Annotated in this window: 15 protein-coding genes; 9 read left to right on the top strand and 6 right to left on the bottom strand. The window is 64.8% G+C overall.

Features of this window, described 5'->3' with window-relative positions:
- Positions 1-38 precede the first annotated feature (38 nt).
- From hpf to DCG74_RS04490, 6 genes are all read left to right on the top strand, one after another.
- Entirely contained in the window at positions 39-644 is a 606-nt protein-coding gene (gene hpf, locus DCG74_RS04515) for a ribosome hibernation-promoting factor, HPF/YfiA family (protein ID WP_172788623.1), read from the top strand.
- 229 nt (positions 645-873) lie between these two features.
- Complete coding sequence (ptsN, locus tag DCG74_RS04510; protein ID WP_063681444.1) at positions 874-1,335, top strand: PTS IIA-like nitrogen regulatory protein PtsN; 462 nt, start codon at positions 874-876, stop codon at positions 1,333-1,335.
- A gap of 193 nt (positions 1,336-1,528) precedes the next feature.
- Complete coding sequence (locus DCG74_RS04505; RefSeq protein ID WP_172788622.1) at positions 1,529-4,765, top strand: autotransporter domain-containing protein; 3,237 nt, start codon at positions 1,529-1,531, stop codon at positions 4,763-4,765.
- Entirely contained in the window at positions 4,765-6,084 is a 1,320-nt protein-coding gene (locus DCG74_RS04500; protein WP_172788621.1) for an O-antigen ligase, read from the top strand. The genes DCG74_RS04505 and DCG74_RS04500 overlap by 1 nt, the downstream gene beginning before the upstream one ends.
- Before the next feature lie 13 nt (positions 6,085-6,097).
- Positions 6,098-7,117, top strand: coding sequence for a glycoside hydrolase family 5 protein (locus DCG74_RS04495; RefSeq protein ID WP_172788620.1), 1,020 nt, complete (start codon positions 6,098-6,100; stop codon positions 7,115-7,117).
- A gap of 229 nt (positions 7,118-7,346) precedes the next feature.
- Entirely contained in the window at positions 7,347-8,186 is an 840-nt protein-coding gene (locus DCG74_RS04490; RefSeq protein ID WP_172788619.1) for an outer membrane protein, read from the top strand.
- A 38-nt stretch (positions 8,187-8,224) separates the two neighbouring features.
- Here DCG74_RS04490 and DCG74_RS04485 read toward each other — a convergent pair whose 3' ends face one another.
- Positions 8,225-8,851 carry a GNAT family N-acetyltransferase gene (locus DCG74_RS04485; RefSeq protein ID WP_172788618.1) on the bottom strand — a complete coding sequence of 209 codons (627 nt, stop codon included), beginning with the start codon at positions 8,849-8,851 and terminating at the stop codon, positions 8,225-8,227.
- 96 nt (positions 8,852-8,947) lie between these two features.
- Positions 8,948-9,583 (bottom strand): TetR/AcrR family transcriptional regulator, encoded by a 636-nt coding sequence (locus DCG74_RS04480; protein ID WP_172788617.1) that lies wholly within the window; start codon positions 9,581-9,583, stop codon positions 8,948-8,950.
- A 317-nt stretch (positions 9,584-9,900) separates the two neighbouring features.
- Between DCG74_RS04480 and DCG74_RS04475 the strand changes: the two genes are divergently transcribed.
- Genes DCG74_RS04475 through DCG74_RS04465 form a run of 3 tightly spaced genes read left to right on the top strand, consistent with a single transcriptional unit; the run spans position 9,901 to position 13,469 of the window.
- Positions 9,901-10,704 carry an SDR family NAD(P)-dependent oxidoreductase gene (locus DCG74_RS04475; RefSeq protein ID WP_172788616.1) on the top strand — a complete coding sequence of 268 codons (804 nt, stop codon included), beginning with the start codon at positions 9,901-9,903 and terminating at the stop codon, positions 10,702-10,704.
- Between the two features lie 38 nt (positions 10,705-10,742).
- Positions 10,743-11,873, top strand: a complete 1,131-nt coding sequence (locus DCG74_RS04470; RefSeq protein WP_172788615.1) for a DUF5938 domain-containing protein — start codon at positions 10,743-10,745, stop codon at positions 11,871-11,873.
- Between the two features lie 57 nt (positions 11,874-11,930).
- On the top strand, positions 11,931-13,469 hold the full coding sequence (locus tag DCG74_RS04465; protein WP_172788614.1) for an AMP-binding protein: 1,539 nt from the start codon (positions 11,931-11,933) through the stop codon (positions 13,467-13,469).
- Between the two features lie 231 nt (positions 13,470-13,700).
- Here DCG74_RS04465 and DCG74_RS04460 read toward each other — a convergent pair whose 3' ends face one another.
- From DCG74_RS04460 to DCG74_RS04445, 4 genes are all read right to left on the bottom strand, one after another.
- Positions 13,701-14,633, bottom strand: a complete 933-nt coding sequence (locus DCG74_RS04460) for a xanthine dehydrogenase family protein subunit M (protein WP_172788613.1) — start codon at positions 14,631-14,633, stop codon at positions 13,701-13,703.
- The gene (locus DCG74_RS04455) at positions 14,630-17,317 is read right to left on the bottom strand and encodes a molybdopterin-dependent oxidoreductase (RefSeq protein ID WP_172788612.1); all 2,688 of its coding nucleotides are present in this window, start codon (positions 17,315-17,317) and stop codon (positions 14,630-14,632) included. The genes DCG74_RS04460 and DCG74_RS04455 overlap by 4 nt, the downstream gene beginning before the upstream one ends.
- Positions 17,314-17,976 (bottom strand): TetR/AcrR family transcriptional regulator, encoded by a 663-nt coding sequence (locus tag DCG74_RS04450; RefSeq protein ID WP_246708997.1) that lies wholly within the window; start codon positions 17,974-17,976, stop codon positions 17,314-17,316. Before DCG74_RS04450 ends, DCG74_RS04455 begins: the two co-directional genes overlap by 4 nt.
- A 436-nt stretch (positions 17,977-18,412) precedes the next feature.
- Positions 18,413-18,685, bottom strand: a complete 273-nt coding sequence (locus tag DCG74_RS04445; protein ID WP_018645064.1) for a DUF1150 domain-containing protein — start codon at positions 18,683-18,685, stop codon at positions 18,413-18,415.
- Positions 18,686-18,722: the final 37 nt, after the last annotated feature.

The following is an 18,722-nucleotide window of genomic DNA, read 5'->3' as shown; positions in this document are numbered from 1 at the left end:
ACCGATCCAAGCTGGGCACCAACCAAGCGAGGCATCACATGACTCTCAGAATCTCGGGCAAGAGCATCAGCGTCGGCGAGGCCCTGCGCGGCCGCGTTGCCGACCGCACCGACGAGGTGCTGCGCAAATATTTCGACGGCAATTATTCCGGCCACATCACGCTGAGCAAGGACGGCTTCGGCTTTCGCACCGATTGCGCCCTGCATCTCGATTCGGGAATCACGCTGGAGGCCGATTCGAACGCACCGGATGCCTATGCCAGTGCCGACCAGGCGCTGCTGATGATCGAGAGGCGGCTGCGACGCTACAAGAACCGGCTCAAGGACCGTTCCGCGCGCAAGGCCCATGCCGCCTCCGAGGCGATGGCTGCGCTCGACGCCACCAGTTATGTGCTGGAAGCGCCCGGAGAGGGCGAGGACGAAGTCGCCGGCTACAGCCCCGTCATCATCGCCGAGCAAACCACGTCGCTAAAGCGGCTCTCGGTCAGCGAAGCCGTCATGGAACTCGACCTCAGCGGGGCACCCTGCCTGGTATTCCAGCATGGCTCGTCCGGCCGGGTGAACATCATTTACCGCAGGGCGGACGGCAATGTGGGCTGGATCGACCCGCCGGGAGCCAAGGTGGACGGCCAGGCCGGCGGCTAGGCCCGTGGGCCGGCACCCGTACCATCCCGGCCCTTAACAATGACAGGGGCAAAGCCGCACGCGGGAGTTGGCACCGGGATTGCGTTGGAGTAGAAGCCCCCCACATCTGGACTTGGTAGGGCTTGGGCTAAGTCCCCCTCCTGCTTCATGTTATTGACGCCGGCCGGGCTTGGTCTATCAAGCCAGCCAAATCGGAACCTGACGGTTTAATTCACCTCGGAAAGCTTCCATGCCGATTACCGATCTGGTCGCACCCGAGGCGATTCTCCCGGCATTGAAAGTCAACAGCAAGAAGCAGGCCCTGCAGGAGCTCGCGGCCAAGGCCGCCGAGCTGACCGGGCAGAACGAGCGCGCGGTGTTCGAGGTGCTGCTACAGCGGGAGAAGCTAGGCACCACCGCGGTCGGCTATGGCGTCGCCATTCCGCACGGCAAGCTGCCCAAGCTGGAGAAGATCTTCGGCCTGTTCGCGCGGCTCGATCGCCCGATCGATTTCGAGGCGATGGACGGCCAGCCGGTCGATCTCGTCTTCCTGCTGCTCGCCCCCGAAGGCGCCGGCGCGGATCACCTCAAGGCGCTGGCCCGCATCGCCCGCCTGCTCCGCGACCAGGACATCGCCAAGAAGCTCCGCGCCTCGCGCGATGCCCAGGCGATCTATTCCGTGCTGGCGCTGCCGCCGGCAACGGCGGCGTAACGTCGCCTTCTTCCAGCCTGTCGAGGGTCCGATCCGCTCGGGCTCCTGGATCGCGCGTTGGGCCGTGTCGCCACGCCCCGGTGATCTCCAAGGTAGACGGTATGAAAATCTTCCCGCCTGAGACGCACGGCACATTGGCCGGTGTCAAGGTCCGCTAAGAGTCGCTCGAGACCATTTGGACTGAGTGGACGTGATGCGGAATGGAAGGGCGCCGTTGCGCATCGGCGCGGCGGCGGAAGAACGGCTCCATGGACGCCGGCGTTTGCGCCTGGCGCTGCTCGGCACGGTGGCAAGCGGTGCATTCTGGCTGGCCGAACTGGAGCCGGCGCAGGCCGGACCGGGCAGTTGCACGATTGTCGGCGACACCGCCACCTGTAGCGGCGATCAATCGGCCGGGATCGGTGCGGCCGATTTCAACCCAGGCGTGATCGGCACGCTCAACGTCAATGCGCTGACGACCGACATCGCGCCGGGCTCCGGCGTCGCCGCGATTTCCTTCAACAAGGGCAACGGCAACGTCACCATCAACAGCGACCTCGGGCCGTATGCCATCCACGCGACTGGAATCACCGACGCAATTACCGGCACAGTCAACGGCAGCGTGACCATCAATCACGCCGGCAACATCAGCTCGGCCGGCGGCGCCGGCATCTACTTCACGACGGTCGGTGGGGCCGCCGGCGGTACCACCGACATCAGCATCACCAGTAGCGGCACGATCGACGCGTATAGTGACGGCATTCATGCGTGGGTACAGACCGCCTTGTCCAACGGCCCCGTCGTCATTGCGCACACTGGCGACATCACGTCGAGGACGACCTATGGGGTTTCCGCGCTGACCCTCTCCAACACCGTAAACGTCACTACCGTCGGCAACATCAACGCGGCCGTTGGGGGCATCGAGGCAACCGCCGACTTTGATGTTACCGTCAACAGCACGGGAAACATCGCAGCTACCGCAGGCATCCTTGCGTTCTCCATCTTCGGCCACATCACGGTTTCGCAACGCGGTAACATCGCCGCCGCCACTAACGACGGCATCTTTGTGAGTACCTCGAGCGGTTCTGCGACGGTCACGCAGAACGGCAATATCTCGGCTGGACGCAACGCCATCTTCGTCGCGGCGGCGGACAGCGTCAGCATCACCAGCCGCGGTGATCTCGTCGCCCATGACACCGGCATCGCGGCGACCGGCGGCGGCGTCGGCGTGAACAGCATCGGCAACATCGCCGTGAGCAACGGCGCGGGGATGTACATCATCGGGCAGCAGGCCGTGGGAATCACCAGCCGTGGAAACGTAAGCGGTTCCACCTACGGCATCTTTGCGGGCATGACGAACCTGTTCGGATACTTTACGACTGTGGACAGTGCCGGCGACATCGTCTCCTCCGCAGGCGAAGGAATTCACGCCGTAACGGTTGCCGGAGTGACCTCCGTCACCAGCCGCGGGACCATCAGCGCATTTGCCGACGGCATCCGCGCTTACGCGCCCGGCAATGTCACCGTGAACAGCACCGGCACGGTTTCGTCCGCGTCGGGCAACGCCATCTATGCGAGCGGGGGAGGCAATCTCGAGGTCACGGCCAGCGGCGGCGTCGTGTCGGGCGCGCTCGCGGGCATCCGGCTGGACGGCGGCGCAACCAATACCGTGAGCATCGATGCGACGGCCAGAATCATGGGCGGTCTCGATGCAGTTCTGGCGAGCACCGGCAACGACACCGTGAACAATTCCGGTATCGTCAGCGGCAATGTCGTGCTCGGCGGCGGCAGCAACGCCTTCAACAACCTGTCCGGCAGCGTGTTCAACAGCGGCGCGACGGTGGATCTCGGCGCCGGCAATCTGCTGAGCAACGGCGGCATGCTGGCTCCGCTTGGGGTCGGCGCGGTCGGCACCACGACGCTGACCGGCGATTTCGTTCAGGGCGCGAGCGGCAGGTTCATGGTGGACGTGGACGCCGCCGGTCACAGCGCCGACCGGCTCAACGTCACCGGCACGGCCGGCCTCGGCGGCAAGGTGGTGGTGGATCCGCTGGCGCGCCTGGCGACGACGACGACCTACACGATCGCGAGCGCAGGCAACGTGAGCGGCACCTTCACGGGCGTGGATTTCCTGACCGCAAACAGCTTCGCGCGCAACGCCCGGCTGAGCTATGTCGGCAACGACGTGCTGCTGACGCTCGATCCCGGCCTGCTGTCGTATTCGCTCCCCAGCAATGCCAGCGTCAATGTGCGGAACGTTGCGGCGGGGATCGACGCGCCATTGATAACAGGCGCGGCGCTGCCGGCGGGCTTCAATGCCCTGTTCGCAATGGCCGGTGCGCCGCTGATGAACGCCCTGACGCAGGCCTCGGGCGAGACTGCGACCGGCTCGCAGCAGACGACTTTCAACGCCATGAGCCAGTTCATGGGCACGCTGACCGACCCGTTCCTGGCCGGGCGCGGCGATCCTCACGCGTCAGCCGGTGTGACGGGATACGCTGGCGATGCGCCGGCGTCAGCCGGTGGCCGCAAGCGCAGCGGTGCCGAGCGTGACGCCTACGCGGCGATCTCCCGCAAGGCGGCGCCCGCGCAGACCTTCGAATCCCGCTGGAGTGCATGGGCCGCAGGCTTTGGTGGCTCGCAGACCACCGACGGCAACGTGCAAATCGGCTCGAATAATGCAACCAGCCGCATCGCCGGCGCAGTCGCCGGCGCCGACTATTGGCTCTCGCCGCATACCGTTGCGGGCTTCGCGCTCGCCGGCGGGGGCACCAGCTTCTCGGTGGCCAATGGCGGCACCGGCCGCTCCGACCTGTTCCAGGCCGGCGCGTTCGTGCGGCACAATGCAGGCGCGGCCTATGTCACGGGCGCGCTCGCCTATGGCTGGCAGGACATTACTACCGATCGCACGGTCATCATCGCCGGTGCCGACCATCTCCAGGCGCGCTTCAAGGCCAACGCCTATTCCGGCCGGCTCGAAGGTGGATATCGCTTCGTCGCGCCCTGGATCGGCGGCGTCGGCATCACGCCTTATGCCGCGGCCCAGTTCACGGCGTTCGACCTGCCGGCCTATACGGAGCGGGCGATCACCGGCAACGACACCTTTGCGCTCAGCTACGCTTCGAAGATTGTCACCGCCAGCCGCAGCGAACTCGGCCTGCGCACGGACAAGTCCTTCGGCATGGCCGACGGCATTGCCACGCTGCGCGGCCGTCTTGCCTGGGCGCATGATTTCAACCCTGATCGCTCGATCGGAGCAACCTTCCAGGCGCTGCCCGGCTCGAGCTTCGTGGTCAATGGCGCCGCACAGGCCGCCGATGCCGTGCTCGTCAGCGCGTCGGCGGAGGAGGCATGGCTGAACGGTTGGTCCGCGGCTGCAACGTTTGAAGGTGAGTTCTCGAACGTCACGCGCAGCTACGCCGGCAAGGGCGTCGTACGATATGCGTGGTGATGCCCGGGGCCGGTGAGAGCGGTCAGCTCGTGACCAGCCTGCACACCGACGATTCCCAGGAGGACGAAAGCGCGATCTGGCAAGCGCCCAGCGTCGGCGTGGAAAAGCTGGCCGGAAACGTGATGCGCTGCTCGATCACGGTCAATGTGATCGCGTCGATGGGTGTCCTCCACCCCGCGCTGCTTCCCGCAGAATGGAGCTTTGTGCAACAGGTCGTTGCGCTCCTGATGTGGGTCTTCTTGATCTACGCCAGTGCCTTCGTGCGTCCCTGCCTGCGCGTGCAGCCCAATCCCGATTTCATCGCGCTGGTCGCATTCTATGCTCTCGCCGCTGTTTCCGTGCTCTGGAGCGGCCTCGCCACTGCGGCGATCATGAAGAGCGCGGCCCTCGTGGTCACGACCTTCGGTGCGTACTGCCTCATCACGCGGATCGACATCGACGAGATCGTCGGAGCGACGGCGCTGGGGCTCTTCATCTTGGTCGCCGCCTCGACCCTGTGTGCGGTCTTCGTGCCCGAGATCGGCGTCGATCAGAGCTGGATGCACAGCGGCCAGTGGCAAGGAATCTACGAATCGAAGCAGACGCTCGGCTTCATCAGCGCCTATCTGATGTTCTTTGCCTTCTATCAGAAGATGACGGGCCAGGGCTGGATCGTCTTCCTCCTGACGTTTCTCCTGGCATCGACATGCGTCATCGCCTCGGAATCCCGCGGTGCCGGCGCCGTCGCGATTGCCGCGGGCGCACTGCTCGTGACCTCGATGTGGTCGATCCGCTGCATGAGGATCTACGCGGTGCTGCCGGTCATCATGTGCATCCTGGCTGCACTCCTGATCCTGTATTTCTACGTCACCGGTTACGATTCCATCCATCTCGGCGAATCGACCATCAACTTGACCGAGCGGACGTTCATCTGGCAGTACGCCATCAGCCATTTCAACGACGCGCCGCTGCTGGGCTTCGGCATCAACGGATTCTGGACGCGCCCTGCGATTTACGACTATTTCAACCAGAACCACGGCTGGGTGCTCGACAATTACCATAGCGGCTACATTGCGGTGGCGATGGAGACGGGTTTCCTGGGATACGTGCTGTTCGTCGCGAGCGTCTATCTGTTCTCGGAAAAGGTCCTGTACCTGATCGCCACCCGGTCGATCGATCGTCGCCACTGCGCTCTCGTGATCGGATTTGTCGTCCTCAGCTTTCAATCGAATTTCACCGAGACGATGTTCCTTCGCTCCACGATGTTCACCTCGGTGCTGCTCGTCGCATTCTTCTTCGCCGTGTGTCGGCCGGTGCCGCAGCAAGGCTCTCAGCAATGATGGAGCAGGCAGGATGAACGCCATCTGCGCCCGCTGGGCGGCAGCTTTCGGTCTCGCCTTGGCGCTATCGGTGCTTGCGATCTGCTCCCCGGCAGAGGCAGCCGGGCAGGCCAAATCCGCTCCCCCAAAATTGGGACGCGGCATCAACATCCTTGGCTACGACGGCATCTGGGAGGGAGGCCGGAACGCGCCATTTCGTCTGGACAATCTCACTGCGATCAGGCGCGCCGGGTTCTCGCACGTTCGGATCAATTTCTTCGGCTTCAAGTTCATGAACCCGGGGAATGCGCTGGACGAAGTCGTCTTGAGGCGGCTCGATGCCGTCATCGAGGAGGTGCTCGCCCGGAATCTCATCCCCATCCTGGACGAGCACGATACCCATGTCTGTCAGCGCGACGTCTCCGGCTGCGCCGAGAAGCTGAAAGCATTCTGGACGCAAATCGCGGCGCGCTATGCCGGGAAATATCCGAGGCTTGTCTTCGAGGTGCTCAATGAGCCGGGCGGGCAGATGACGTCCGCCGCCTGGAACGCCCTTCTGAACGAGTGTCTCGGCATCATCCGCGCCACCAACCCCCGGCGGTCGGTGATCGCTGCGGTCCTCAACGTCGATGAGATGCCGGTCGAGGACCTCGTCCTGCCGTCAGACGACCGAAACCTCATCGTCACGTTTCACTATTACGCGCCGCTCCGCTTCACCCATCAGGGCGCACCGTGGTCGCCGAAATTCTCGCAAATCGGCCCGCTCGATTGGGGCACGCCGGAGGACGAGCAGAAGGCGCGCGCCGATTTCGAGAAGGTCAGGTCCTGGTCCGAACGGGAAAAGCGCCCGGTCTATCTCGGCGAGTTCGGCGTGTACGAGGCCGCTCCCGCCGAAGCCCGAACGCGATATCTGTCGTTCGTGGCGCGGAGCGCGGAGCGGCTCGGCTGGGCCTGGGCCTATTGGCAGTTCGACCACGATTTCGCGGCCTTCGACAGCGCACGCCAAACCGGGAAGCCGGAGATCATCCGGGCGCTGATTCCAAACGCACGCTGAAACGCGAATGTTACGTGACCTGAACTCGACCGCGCGATGCGATCCTGCTCCGCCTTACGCGCCGTTTTCCGGCTTAAGACGCCGAGAGGCGGCGACGCCTTGCGTTCACTTTTGACCAATACCCAATTACCAAATGTATCGGAGTGTTGCTGCCCGAATACAGCGCGCGGAGGCCGGCCGATGTACCTTGGCTGGAGATTTCTATCGCTGATTGCTTTGGGGGTGACGAATGAAACGACTGCTGCTGGCGACGTCGGCTCTGATTGTCGCAGGCTCTGCTCAAGGTGCCGATCTGGGAGCTCGTCCCTACACGAAAGCGCCGGTTGCGGCGGCCGTGCCTTTCAGTTGGACCGGCTGCTATGTCGGGGGTCATGTCGGCGGCGGTGCGAGCCGAACGGGCTTCACGGATCCCGGCATCGGAACGGGGGCGCTCATCGCGCCGGCAATGACCATAGGCAATGTCCCTGGTGATCGCATTGGGGTGAACGGAGACGTCGGAATTGTAGGAGGCGTTCAGGTAGGTTGCGATTACCAATTTGCCAGCAACTGGGTGCTCGGGATTGCCGGCGATTTCACGGCCACCGATCTTCACGGCACCGCCAACGATCCCTTCTTCGCCGGAAAGACCGGCGCGCCCGCCACTCTATCGAGCCGCACCGACTGGGTCGCCAGCGTCACGGGTCGGATCGGCTACACATGGGATCGCTTCCTGGTTTATGGCAAGGGCGGCGTCGGGTTTGCGCATGACCGGTACAATCTGAACAATTTCACGACGATTGGCGGCTTCGTTTGTCCCGGTGTGGGATTCCTCGTTTTTGAGCCCTGTAATTCAAGCGCCAGCACCGATCGTGTCGGCTGGGTGGCAGGTGCCGGTGTCGAGTGGGCCTTCGCCCCGAACTGGTCGGCCTTGATCGAGTACACTCACTACGGCTTCGACAGCAAGCGCGTGGGGTTCGCCAATCCAGTCGCCGCCACCACCGCGTTGATCGATATTCGTCAGGACATCGATATCGTGAAGGTAGGCATCAACTATCGGTTCGGCGGATCACCCGTCGTCGCGAAGTACTGATTGATCGCGTAAGCAGACAAAGGGAGCGGCCGGTGGCTCTAACCTCGCGCCGCTTCCATGCGATTCACGATCCGCTGCCCGATCGGGCTCTTCAACCAGGCCTGGAAACCTGGCCTGTCCCAGGTCATCCGACGCAGCACCAGAAGCGATCCATCCGTGTGCGATCGCACGGGATTGTCGGGTTCTGGCTCGAGCGTCCATCCGAGCTTCGACAGATATTGAATGGTCGTCTGGTTGCGATCCAGCACGAACGCGCGGATGCGGCTCAACTTGAGATCGTCGAACACGAATCTGAGCAGCGGAATGAAGGTGTTCACCGTTGCTCCGCCGTTACGGTGCTCCTTCTCGCCGATGACGGCGCTGACGAGCGCCTCGCTCGCCGCTGCGTTGACGTCGAGGCGAATGAAGCCGACATGGATGCGGCTGCCGCGCTCGAATATCCCGAGCAGCAGCCGTTCGCGCTGATCGAAGGATTTGATGTAGTCGGCGATGTCGGCCTTGGTCATCGCGCGCGGTGACGTGTTGAGCACATGCACCGTCCAGGGGTCGGACAACCAGTCCGCCCAGCGCTGCGAGGCGTCATCGCGCTTGATGGTGCGCAGGAAATAGCGCCCGGCCGGAAACCACAATTGCTGCTTGGGCAGACGTTCGACTTTCGGCGGCATGCCGCATCTAAGCAGTTTCGAGTCGGACGATCAATTTGGATGACTCAACGTGCAGGTCTCGAGCGGCGACGCCTTCGTGCGAGCCGCTGGTGCGCGTCAGCAGACCGTCGGCAGCAGGCGCCGGACTTCGTCGAGCAGTTCGGGAACCGCCGTCTTGTCACCCGCGAGGTGCTTGAGCAGCGCACTCTGGAATAGACCGTCAAACAGCGCATAGAGCGCGCCTGGCGACGACGCCGGCCGCTTGCCGCCGAACTCGGCATACCGAGAGGCAATGCGCCAGATCATCGCTTCCAGGCTCTTGTCGATCTCGAGCACATCCTTGCGAAACGCCGCCTCGAACATCGCCTGCGAGCGCAAATCGTACCAAAGCCGGTGCATGCGGGCTTCGTTCTGCAGCGTTGCTGCGAGCTTGGCGAGGAAGCCCTCCGTCAATTCGTCGCGGCTCGTTGCGGTCGCGACGACCTCGTCATAGCGCGTCACGCACTTCGCCTTGTAGTGGCGAACGCAGCAGCAGATCAGGTCGAGCTTGTCGCTGAAATAATAGTGAAACACGCCGTGCGTGAACGCCGAGTTCTGCGCGATCTCGCGCAGGCTGGTCCGGGCGAAGCCAAGCTCTCCAAGCGTCTCGAGCGCGGCCTCGGCGAGCTCGATGCGCCGCGCGTTGAACTTGTCGTCCCGCACGATCTCCGCCACGGCCTCTCGCTTCGCCGCCCCTGTCGCTTGCCGCGCCATCGTCGCGCTGTCTCCCGTCTCTTGGTCACCACGATCACATCGTCGGTCATCGTCTACAGACCATCCTCTTTGACAACTGTCAAATTTTTACCTTGACAACTGTCAAGTCCCGGGAGGAGTGTGCGCGCCAAGAAATTTGGACAGTCGTCAAGACGCCAGCAAATGGAGGAAATGCACCCACCGGCGCCGCGCCGCCGGAACGGACTCGCATGCCGTTGCGCAACCGCGCCGGCACCGTGCTGCCAGCCGCAGCACGCACCGATCATCAGCGAACAGATCAGTTCAACAGATCAGTCCAAGCAAAGGGAGGACGTGCGATGAGTGAGAAGAGTCTTGATGGCCGCAAAGCCCTGGTCACCGGCGGAGCCCGCGGGATAGGAGCCGCCATTGCAGAGGCACTGGCGCGCTCCGGTGCGGCAGTCATGATCGGCGACATCCTCGATGACGTCGGCAAGGACAGCGCCGGCCAGATCGCCAGGCTCGGTGTGAAGACCGGCTTCGTGCATCTCGATGTCACCGACGATGCGCAGTGGGAGAAAGCGACTGCTGCGACGATTGCCACCCTCGGCGGCTACGACATCCTCATCAACAATGCCGGCATCGAGATCACGTCGCTGGTCAGCGAGATCAGAGCCGAGGATGCGCGGCGGATGTGCGACGTCAACATCGTCGGCACCGTGCTCGGCATGAAGCACGCCTTCCGCGCGATGCGGCCGGGCGGAGCGGCGGGCAAAGGCGGCGCGGTCGTCAACATCGCTTCCGTCGCGGCGACGATCGCCTTCCCGAGCATCGCGGTCTATTCCGGCACCAAATCTGCGGTCGATCGCATGACACGGGTCGCTGCGATGGAAGCCGGCAAGCTCGGTTATGGCGTGCGCGTCAACTGCATCTATCCCGGCTTGATCCCGACCGACATGGGCCTGCAGCTGGCGAACGACATCGTGAAGATCGGTCTCGCGCCCGACGTCAACGCCGCGGTCGGCTCGGTGGTGGAGCAGACGCCTCTCGGCAAGCTCGCGGAGGTCGGCGACATCGCCAATGCCGCGGTGTTCCTGTGCTCGAACGAGGCGCGCTTCATCACCGGCATCGGACTGCCGGTCGATGGCGGCATGGGCATGTGAGCTGCAAACCTGACAACGAACATTCCGGAGGAACGAGCATGAGCGCGAAGAAGCCCGTCATCGTCTATGGCGCGTCCGGCTATACCGGCCGCCTGGTCTGCGAATACTTACGCGAATACAACATCCCCTTCATCGCCGCCGGCCGCAGCGCGGAGAAGCTCAACGCCGCAATGAAGGCGAACGTGGCCGGCATCGAGACCGCCGACTACGAGGTGGTGGAAGTGCCGCACACCGTGAGCGCACTGACCGAGTTGTTCAACGGCGCCTCGGTGGTGCTCAACACCGTGGGTCCCTTCGCCAGGTTCGGAGGCGAGGTGGTGCAGGCGTGTTGGGCTTCCCGATGCCACTACACCGACACGACAGGCGAGCAGGACTGGCTGATCACGCTCGAGCAGGAGTGGGGCACCAAGTTCGCCAATGCCGGCCTGCTGCTCGCGCCGGGCATCGCGCAGATGTACACCACCGGCGAGATCGCCGCGCAGCTGTGCCTGGAGACGCCCGGCCTCGACACGCTGGATATCGCCGTGTTCTGGGGCGGCAGCCCGACCATCGCCTCGACCCAGACCATCCTGGTCAACGCCGCGATGGCAAAAGCCTACTATTTGGAACAGAACAAGTATGTCGAGCATCAGCCCGACGCCGGTCTCTACAACCTCGCCATCCCCGGCCAGCATGAGCTGGCGCTGGCGCTGCCCTGGGGCGGCACCTCGCACCCGGTGTGGTTCAAGCGCGATCCGCGCGTTGCCAACGTGAAGGTGCTGGGCGGCGTGTTCAACCGCGCGCTGATGCTGGGCGTGCCGCAGATCGTCGCCGCCGCGCTGGACGCGACCAAGGACATGAACCCCGACGACCGCTATGCCGCGTTGGCGCAGACTGCCGCCGGCGTGATGAACACCATGCCGCCGCGGGAGAACCCGCGCGTCAACAAGTCGCTGGATTCGGTGCATGCCTCCGGCCCGTTGGGGCGCGCGCACTGCGTCATCAACGGCAACAGCAATTACAAGCAGACCGGCTTGCTGCAGGCCTATGCCGCGGCGCACCTGCTGCAGCAGCCGCCCAAGCGCGTGGGCTTCGCCTCGGGCTGCCAGGCCTTCGGTCACCACGAGCTCCTCGGCCAGCTGCGGAGCTTCGGGCTGGTCAGCAGACCGATCCTCACCGTGCACGACTGAGCAGGATCGCGGGTGGCGCGGTCGCGCGCCACCCGCCAGCCGTTTCGGGGATTGATCATGCGCTTTATCGATTACCTCGACAAAGGTGCCTCGCTCGGCGCCGATGCGCCGTGCCTGACCATGGACGGGCGCGATCTCAGCTACCGCGAGGTGCAGTTGCTGAGCTACCGCGTCGCGCGCGGGCTCGCGCGATCGGGTATTGCTGCTGGCGAGAAGGTCGCAATTCTTTCCGGCAACGATCCGGTCGCGTTCGCATGCGTGTTTGGCATCTCCCGCGCGGGCTCGGTTTGGTGCCCCATCAATCCGCGCAACGAGGCGGCCGAAAACCGGCTCATCCTCGACCAATTCGACTGCAGCCTGCTGCTGTTTCATTCGAGCTTCGCGCCGATGGTCGAGGCGGTGCGTGCAGAGCTGCCGAAGCTGCGCGTCCTGGTCTGCCTCGATGCCGAGCTGCCCTTCGCGCCCTCGTTCGACGGCTGGCTCGCTGGCCTCCCCACCGACCCATATCAACGCGAGACGGTCGACGATCTCGCGATGATTCCCGGTACCGGCGGCACCACCGGAAAGCCGAAGGGAGTCATGCTGTCGGGCCGCAACATCGAGGCCATGACGGCACTGACGCTGATGGGCTACCCCTTCAAGGGCCGTCCGGTCTATCTCGCGCTCGCGCCGTTGACCCATGCGGCCGGCGTGCTGTGTTTCCCGATCATGGCGCTCGGCGGTCGCATCGTGATCATGCATCACCCCGACATCGCCGAATTCCTCGATTTGATCGAGCGCTACCATGTCACGCACACCTTCCTGCCGCCGACATTGATCTACATGCTGCTCGATCATCCCAGGCTCGACTCCGCGAAGCTCGGGTCTCTGCAATGCTTCTGGTACGGCGCGGCACCGATCTCGGCCGCACGGCTTGCAGAGGCGCTCCGGCGCATCGGGCCGATGGCGCAGTTGTTCGGTCAGACGGAAGCGCCGATGATGATTTCGATGATGGCACCTGGCGAGCATTACAATGCCGATGGCACGATCGCGATGGAGCGCCTCGCCTCGGCGGGGCGGATCAGCCCGTTGGTGCAGGCCGGCATCATGGATCGCGACGGCAATTTGCTGCCGACCGGTTCACGCGGCGAGATCGTGGTCCGCGGCTCGCTGGTGATGCAAGGCTACTACAAAAACCCTGAAGCCACGGCGGAGGCCTCCGCGCATGGCTGGCACCACACCGGCGACATCGGCTACATCGACGACGAGGGCTACCTCTATATCGTCGATCGCGCCAAGGACATGATCATCACCGGCGGGTTCAACGTCTACTCGATCGAGGTCGAGAACGCGCTGCGGGCGCATGAGGCAGTCCAGGATTGCGCCGTGATCGGGCTTCAGGACGAGAAATGGGGTGAGCGGATCGTCGCCGTGGTGCAGCCCCGTGCCGGCCAGAGCGTCGATGCGACGGCGCTGGCGGCCTTCGTCAAGCAGCGGATCGGCAGCGTCAAGACACCGAAGCAGATCGAAGTCTGGCACGATCTGCCGCGCTCCAAGGTCGGCAAGGTGCTGAAGCCGGATATCCGAGCGCGGCTGGCAGGTCGCTCAGGCGGCTAGAGCGTGATGAATTGAGGCTTGATCGCCCAACGACGAAGGTGCGCTCCCTCTCCCGCTTGCGGGAGAGGGTTGGGGAGAGGGTGCTTCCGCAATGGGACAATCCCCAAGAGGAGGAAGCCCTCACCCGGCGCGCGGGACGATGCTTCGCATCGCCCGGACGCGCCGACCTCTCCCGCAAGCGGGAGAGGTGAACGAGCCGCGGCAATCGATTCGACCTAAAGCCATTCCGCTCTAATCCGAGAGCCGCTCCAGCACGTCGCGCACCAGCCCTTGCAGAAGATCGAGCTTGTAGGCCGTCATCGGCAATGGTTTGGCACCCGAGCTCGCCGCTTTCGCCGCTTCCGCGATCGATGCCGCATTGGCAGTCTTGCCACTGAGCGCGACTTCCACGGCGGTGAGGCGAAGCGGCACGGGCGCGACGCCGCCGGCAGCGAGACGCACGAGCTGGAACTTGCCGCCGGCGATCACGACGCGGGCGCAGAGCTCCACCAGCGGCCATTCCGCATAGGTCCGGCTGATCGCCCGCTTGTAGGAAGCGCGCTCGCCCTGAAGCGGAGCGGGAAGCGCAATGCTCTTGATCATCTCGCCTGCTGCGAGTGTATGATCGGCGTGCGAGACCGAGCCGTCGCCGAGCAGGTCGGCAATCGTCAATCCGCTGCGCCGGTCCGTGGTGATGGTCGCATCATAGGCGAGCAGAGCCGCCGCCATGGTCGAAGGATGCGGCGCGACACACGGGCCGAGATCGAAGGCAACGCCATAGAGGTGATTGCCGGACCGGGCGGGGCAGGTGCTGCCGCCTTTCTTCAGGCAATCGATGTCGGCCCGGCGGAAATACCAGCAGCGTGAACGCTGCGCGAGATTGCCGCCGAGCGTTGCAACCTGGCGCACCTGTGGCGTGGCGAGCCCTTGCGCGCTCGCCGCAATACCGGGATAGGCAGCGGCGATGCGCGCGTCGGTCGCGATCGTGGCGATGGTGGCAAGCGCGCCGATCTCGGCTGCTCCGTCGGCGTCCCAGGTGATCGTCTTGTCGCCGGTGGCCGAGATATCGATCAGCATTCCCTGCGACACGCCGCTGCGGCGGCGTTCGCTGAAGTCGGTGCCTCCGGCGCGGAATTCCGGCGTGGGCTTGGCAGTGGGCTTGGCGGTCATGACGGCGACACTCATGCTGCATCCCTCCCTTTCAGCGCGGCCACCAGACGATCGGGCCGGAACGGAATTTCGGTCAGTCTCACGCCGATCGCATCGCGGATGGCGTTGGCGATCGCGGGCGAGGTCGGCACGGTGGCGACTTCGCCGATGCCGACGCTGCCGCCCGGCACATGCTCGAAACCGGCCTCGTCGAAATGCACTTCCAGTTTCGGCATGTCGGCAATCCCCGGAATGCGGTAATCCTCCATGCTGCCGCTCAGGATGTGGCCGCTCAAAGGATCGGTCTCCCGCGACTCATAGAGTGCGTAGCCGATGCCCTGGATCACCGCGCCCGCGGCCTGGCTTCGCGCCAGCGCCGGCGCGGCGAGCTTGCCGATCGAAAGGCCCGTATAGGCGTTGAGCACGCGCACATGGCCGAGCCAGGTATCGACCTCGACTTCCATCACCTGGACCGAGCTCGGCACGCCGGCGCCGACCACCATGTGGTTCATCAGACGCAGCACCCAACCGAACACCCGGCCCATGATGCCCGCCTCGTGCAGAGCGGGCCTGACGCCGGGCGGCGGCCTGCCGTCCTCCTGGCGTCTCGCCGACACGGCGATATCGGGAGAAGCCGCGATCATCTCGCGCCACGGCGCGTTCGAGCCCGGAGCAGGTGTGCGAGACGCGGTGCGCTTGATTTCCGCTTTCAGCTTGTCGATGGCAAGCAAGGTCGGCGGCACCACCGAGGCGGTGACGCGGCTGCCGCCGGAGCCCGGTCCGGGCGGCAGGTTGGAGCGGCCGATGCGAACGTCCACATCCTGCGGCTCGAGATCGAACGCCTTCGCGACGGTGTTCGCGATCACGCTGCGCGTGCCCGTGCCGATATCCTGTACCGCGCAGCTTGCGACGATGCGTCCGCCCTTGATCGCGAGTTCGACCGAGGAGCCGGTCTGCCAGAGATAGAGCCAGTAGCCGGTGGCGACGCCGACGCCGCGCCGGTAGCGGCCGGTTTGCGAGGCGGCCGGCTTGCGGTTCTTCCACACGTCGAGGCCGGCGGCCCAGTCGTACAGTCGCTGGCGGTTGGGATCGGAGTCCCAGAGCCTGCGCAATTGAATCGGATCGACCTTCATGCGCAGCGCCGCTTCGTCGACCGCCTGCTCCAGCGCAAACGACATCGGCGGACCGCCGGGGCCGCGGAACGGCGCGCCGGGCGGCAAATTGCTGAGCACGTCGAAGTCGACGAGCTCTTTTGCTTCGGCCGGATAGATCAGCCGCGCCAGGCCGGCGATCAGCGAGTTCACGGCGGCGCCGGTATCGGCATGGGCGGTGAGCGACAGCGCCTTGAGGCGGCCTTCCGCCGAAGGCAGCAAGGACAGCTTCAGCTCGGCGGCCGGACGATAGCCGGCGACGGAAAGCTCTTCTTCACGATCGAAGGCGACACGCACCGGCGCCTTCGCGGCGCGCGCAAGCTCGATTGCGGCGATGGTCTCCAGCCCAACGCTGCCCTTGGAGCCGAACCCGCCGCCGACATGATCGGCGATCACACGCACCTTGTCGTGCGGAAGGCCATAGCGCTTGGCGATCTTCTCCATGCTCTCGTGAATGGCCTGGGTCGAGATGTGCACAATGAGCTGATCGCCGTCGAACCTGGCCACCGCGGCATGTGGTTCGAGGCTTGCGTGCTGTTGCGTCGAGACGCGGAAGGTCTCCTCTATCAGCAGCGGATTGCGTTGCTGGCGCGCCTCGTCGAGCCAGCTCTTGGCCCGCTTGGCTTTTTGCGAGAACGGCGCCGAAGGCCCACGCACATTGCCGTTCCACGACACCGGAGCGCCGCCGGCGCCCTCGGACACGTTGCCGGCACGCTTGCGGTCCTTCTTTTCGAACACGACGGGCGCATCATCGCGTCGCGCTGCATCCAGCCCGATCACCGCGGGCAAAGGTTCGGGCTTGAAGCTGATCGCGGCAATGGCCTTCAGTGCGGTGCCGCGATCCCTAGCCGCGACGGCTGCAATCGGCGCGCCGACGAAGCGGACCATGTTGTCGTCGTCGAGCAGCGGAACGACCGCGGCAACACCGGCAATGGCGCGCGCCGGCGCCAGATCAAGCTCCGTGATCCTCGCATGCGCGACGTGCGCGCGCAGGATGACGCCTTCGAGCTGGCCGTCATGGCGGATGTCGACCGTGTAGCGGGCCAGTCCCGTCACCTTGTCGCGGGCTTCCAGCCGCGGCGCGATGGGATCGTTGCCGTCGAAGCGGCCTGAACAAGCCTCCGCCACCGCGCGAAAAATGCCTTCATAGGCGCCGCAGCGGCAGAGATGTCCCGATAGCGCGGCGGCGATCTCCTCGCGCGAGGGCGTCGCCGCGCCCTTGGTCGCGCGCCAGCCGTCATGGAAGGCGGTGGCATCGACGACGAAGCCGGGCGTGCAGAAGCCGCATTGCAGGGCGTCGTGCGCCATGAACGCCTTCTGCACGGGATGCAATCCGGCTGCTCCGACGCCCTCGATGGTCGTCAGCGATTTGTCGGCGGCCGCCTGCGCCGGCAACAGGCAGCTCACGACGGGCGTGCCGTCGAGCAGCACGGTGCAGGCGCCGCAGACGCCGGAGCCGCAGACGAGTTTGGTGCCGGTGAGGCCGCCGTCGCGGATCACGTCGATCAAGAGCGCATCCGGATCGTCGGGCAGCACCAGAGGCCGTCCATTGATGGTCGTGGTGGTCATTTTCGAACTCCCGGTTTGCGGTGGGACTTCTTTGCGGACGGCGCCATCGCGCCGGCGATCAGCATGCGCAGCATGAGCTCGAGCTGTTTCAGGAACGCGTCGACCGGCTGCATGGAAGGGAAAGCGGATTTGGTGCCGTGGATCGCCATCTCCACGCAGCGCGCGAGCTCGCGCACGCTGACGCCGCTTTCGAGCGTGAGCTTCCGCTTGCGGCACACCCGCGCGATCGTGGTTGCGATCTCGTCGGCGAAACGGCCGGAATAGCTCTGGTAGAGGTCGCGCGCCTGCGCGAGGTGCTCGGAAAACAGCTCCTCGGTGTGGGGCGAGTCCTTGAGCGAAGCGAGCAGCGACTGCATCCGCGCGCCGATTTCGGCGACCAGGATGTCGGCAAGCTCGAGGCCGGCCTCTTCCGCCGCCTTTGCTGCCGCGATTTCGGCAGCGAGCCCCTGCTCGTAGATCCGCTCGAGCACGGCGCGAAACAGCGCCTCCTTGGAGGCGAAGTGATGATAGAGCGCCTGCCGCGTCAGTCCGGCTTCCTCGGCCGCCTGCTCGATCGAGGAGCGGCGGAAGCCGTGGCGCCGGAACACGCGCAAGGCGGCGTCGAGGATCCGGTCCTGGGGAGGGGCCTTGGCCTGCATTTTGTCAGATTTGACAAACATGCAGGAACTGTCAAATCACGGATTGATGAGGTCTCGTGCGCGCAAGAGCCAGGGACGCCCCGCACGCCAGGGCTATCGGAGTTGAGAGTTTTCTCCTGCGGCCATCCTTCGAGACTGCGGCCATCCTTCGAGACGCCCGCCTGAGGCGGGCTCCTCAGGATGAGGTCGGGGTGCGCGGCAGCAGTTTCAACGGGCACTGACGCTGATGAGCCTCATCCTGAGGAGGCGCGTAAGCGCCGTCTCGAAGGACGAGGCGTGCGCGCAGGCCGCCGCCACAAGTCATGTGTGATAGCCAATGCCCCAGCCGGGCAGGGACATCACCGAATTCCCGCTGGCTGGCGATGGCGCCGCGAAAACGTCACCTCTCAAATGAAAACGGGCACGCCTTCTTGCGAAGGCATGCCCGCCAAAGCTCTATTCGTGCGACGCGCGTGCTTTAGTGCACGCTCACCGCTTGCAGCTCGTTGCTCCAGGCGTTGGCGACCGCGGCTTCCCGGCTGTCGGTCAGCATGATCGGCGTGCCGTCGGCGGCGTGGAGCGCGAACAGCTTGAGGCCCGGCGCGATCTTGGGCGCCTCGGGGAACAGGTCCGGCACGTCCTCGGAACGGATCTGCTTCACATAGGCGATATGGCCTTCGCCCAGGGTTGCCAGCGTCTCCGGAGAGACATTCTTGGCTTCGTATTCGAACGCAACGTGACCTTCACTCATGGTCTCGACTCCTCTGGAACACTAAGCGGTCGAGTCC

It is taken from the genome of Bradyrhizobium sp. WBAH42 (assembly GCF_024585265.1).
Taxonomy (GTDB): Bacteria; Pseudomonadota; Alphaproteobacteria; order Rhizobiales; family Xanthobacteraceae; genus Bradyrhizobium.
The sequence above is the reverse complement of the archived record's forward strand: the minus strand, read 5'-3'. Positions and strand labels throughout refer to the sequence as shown.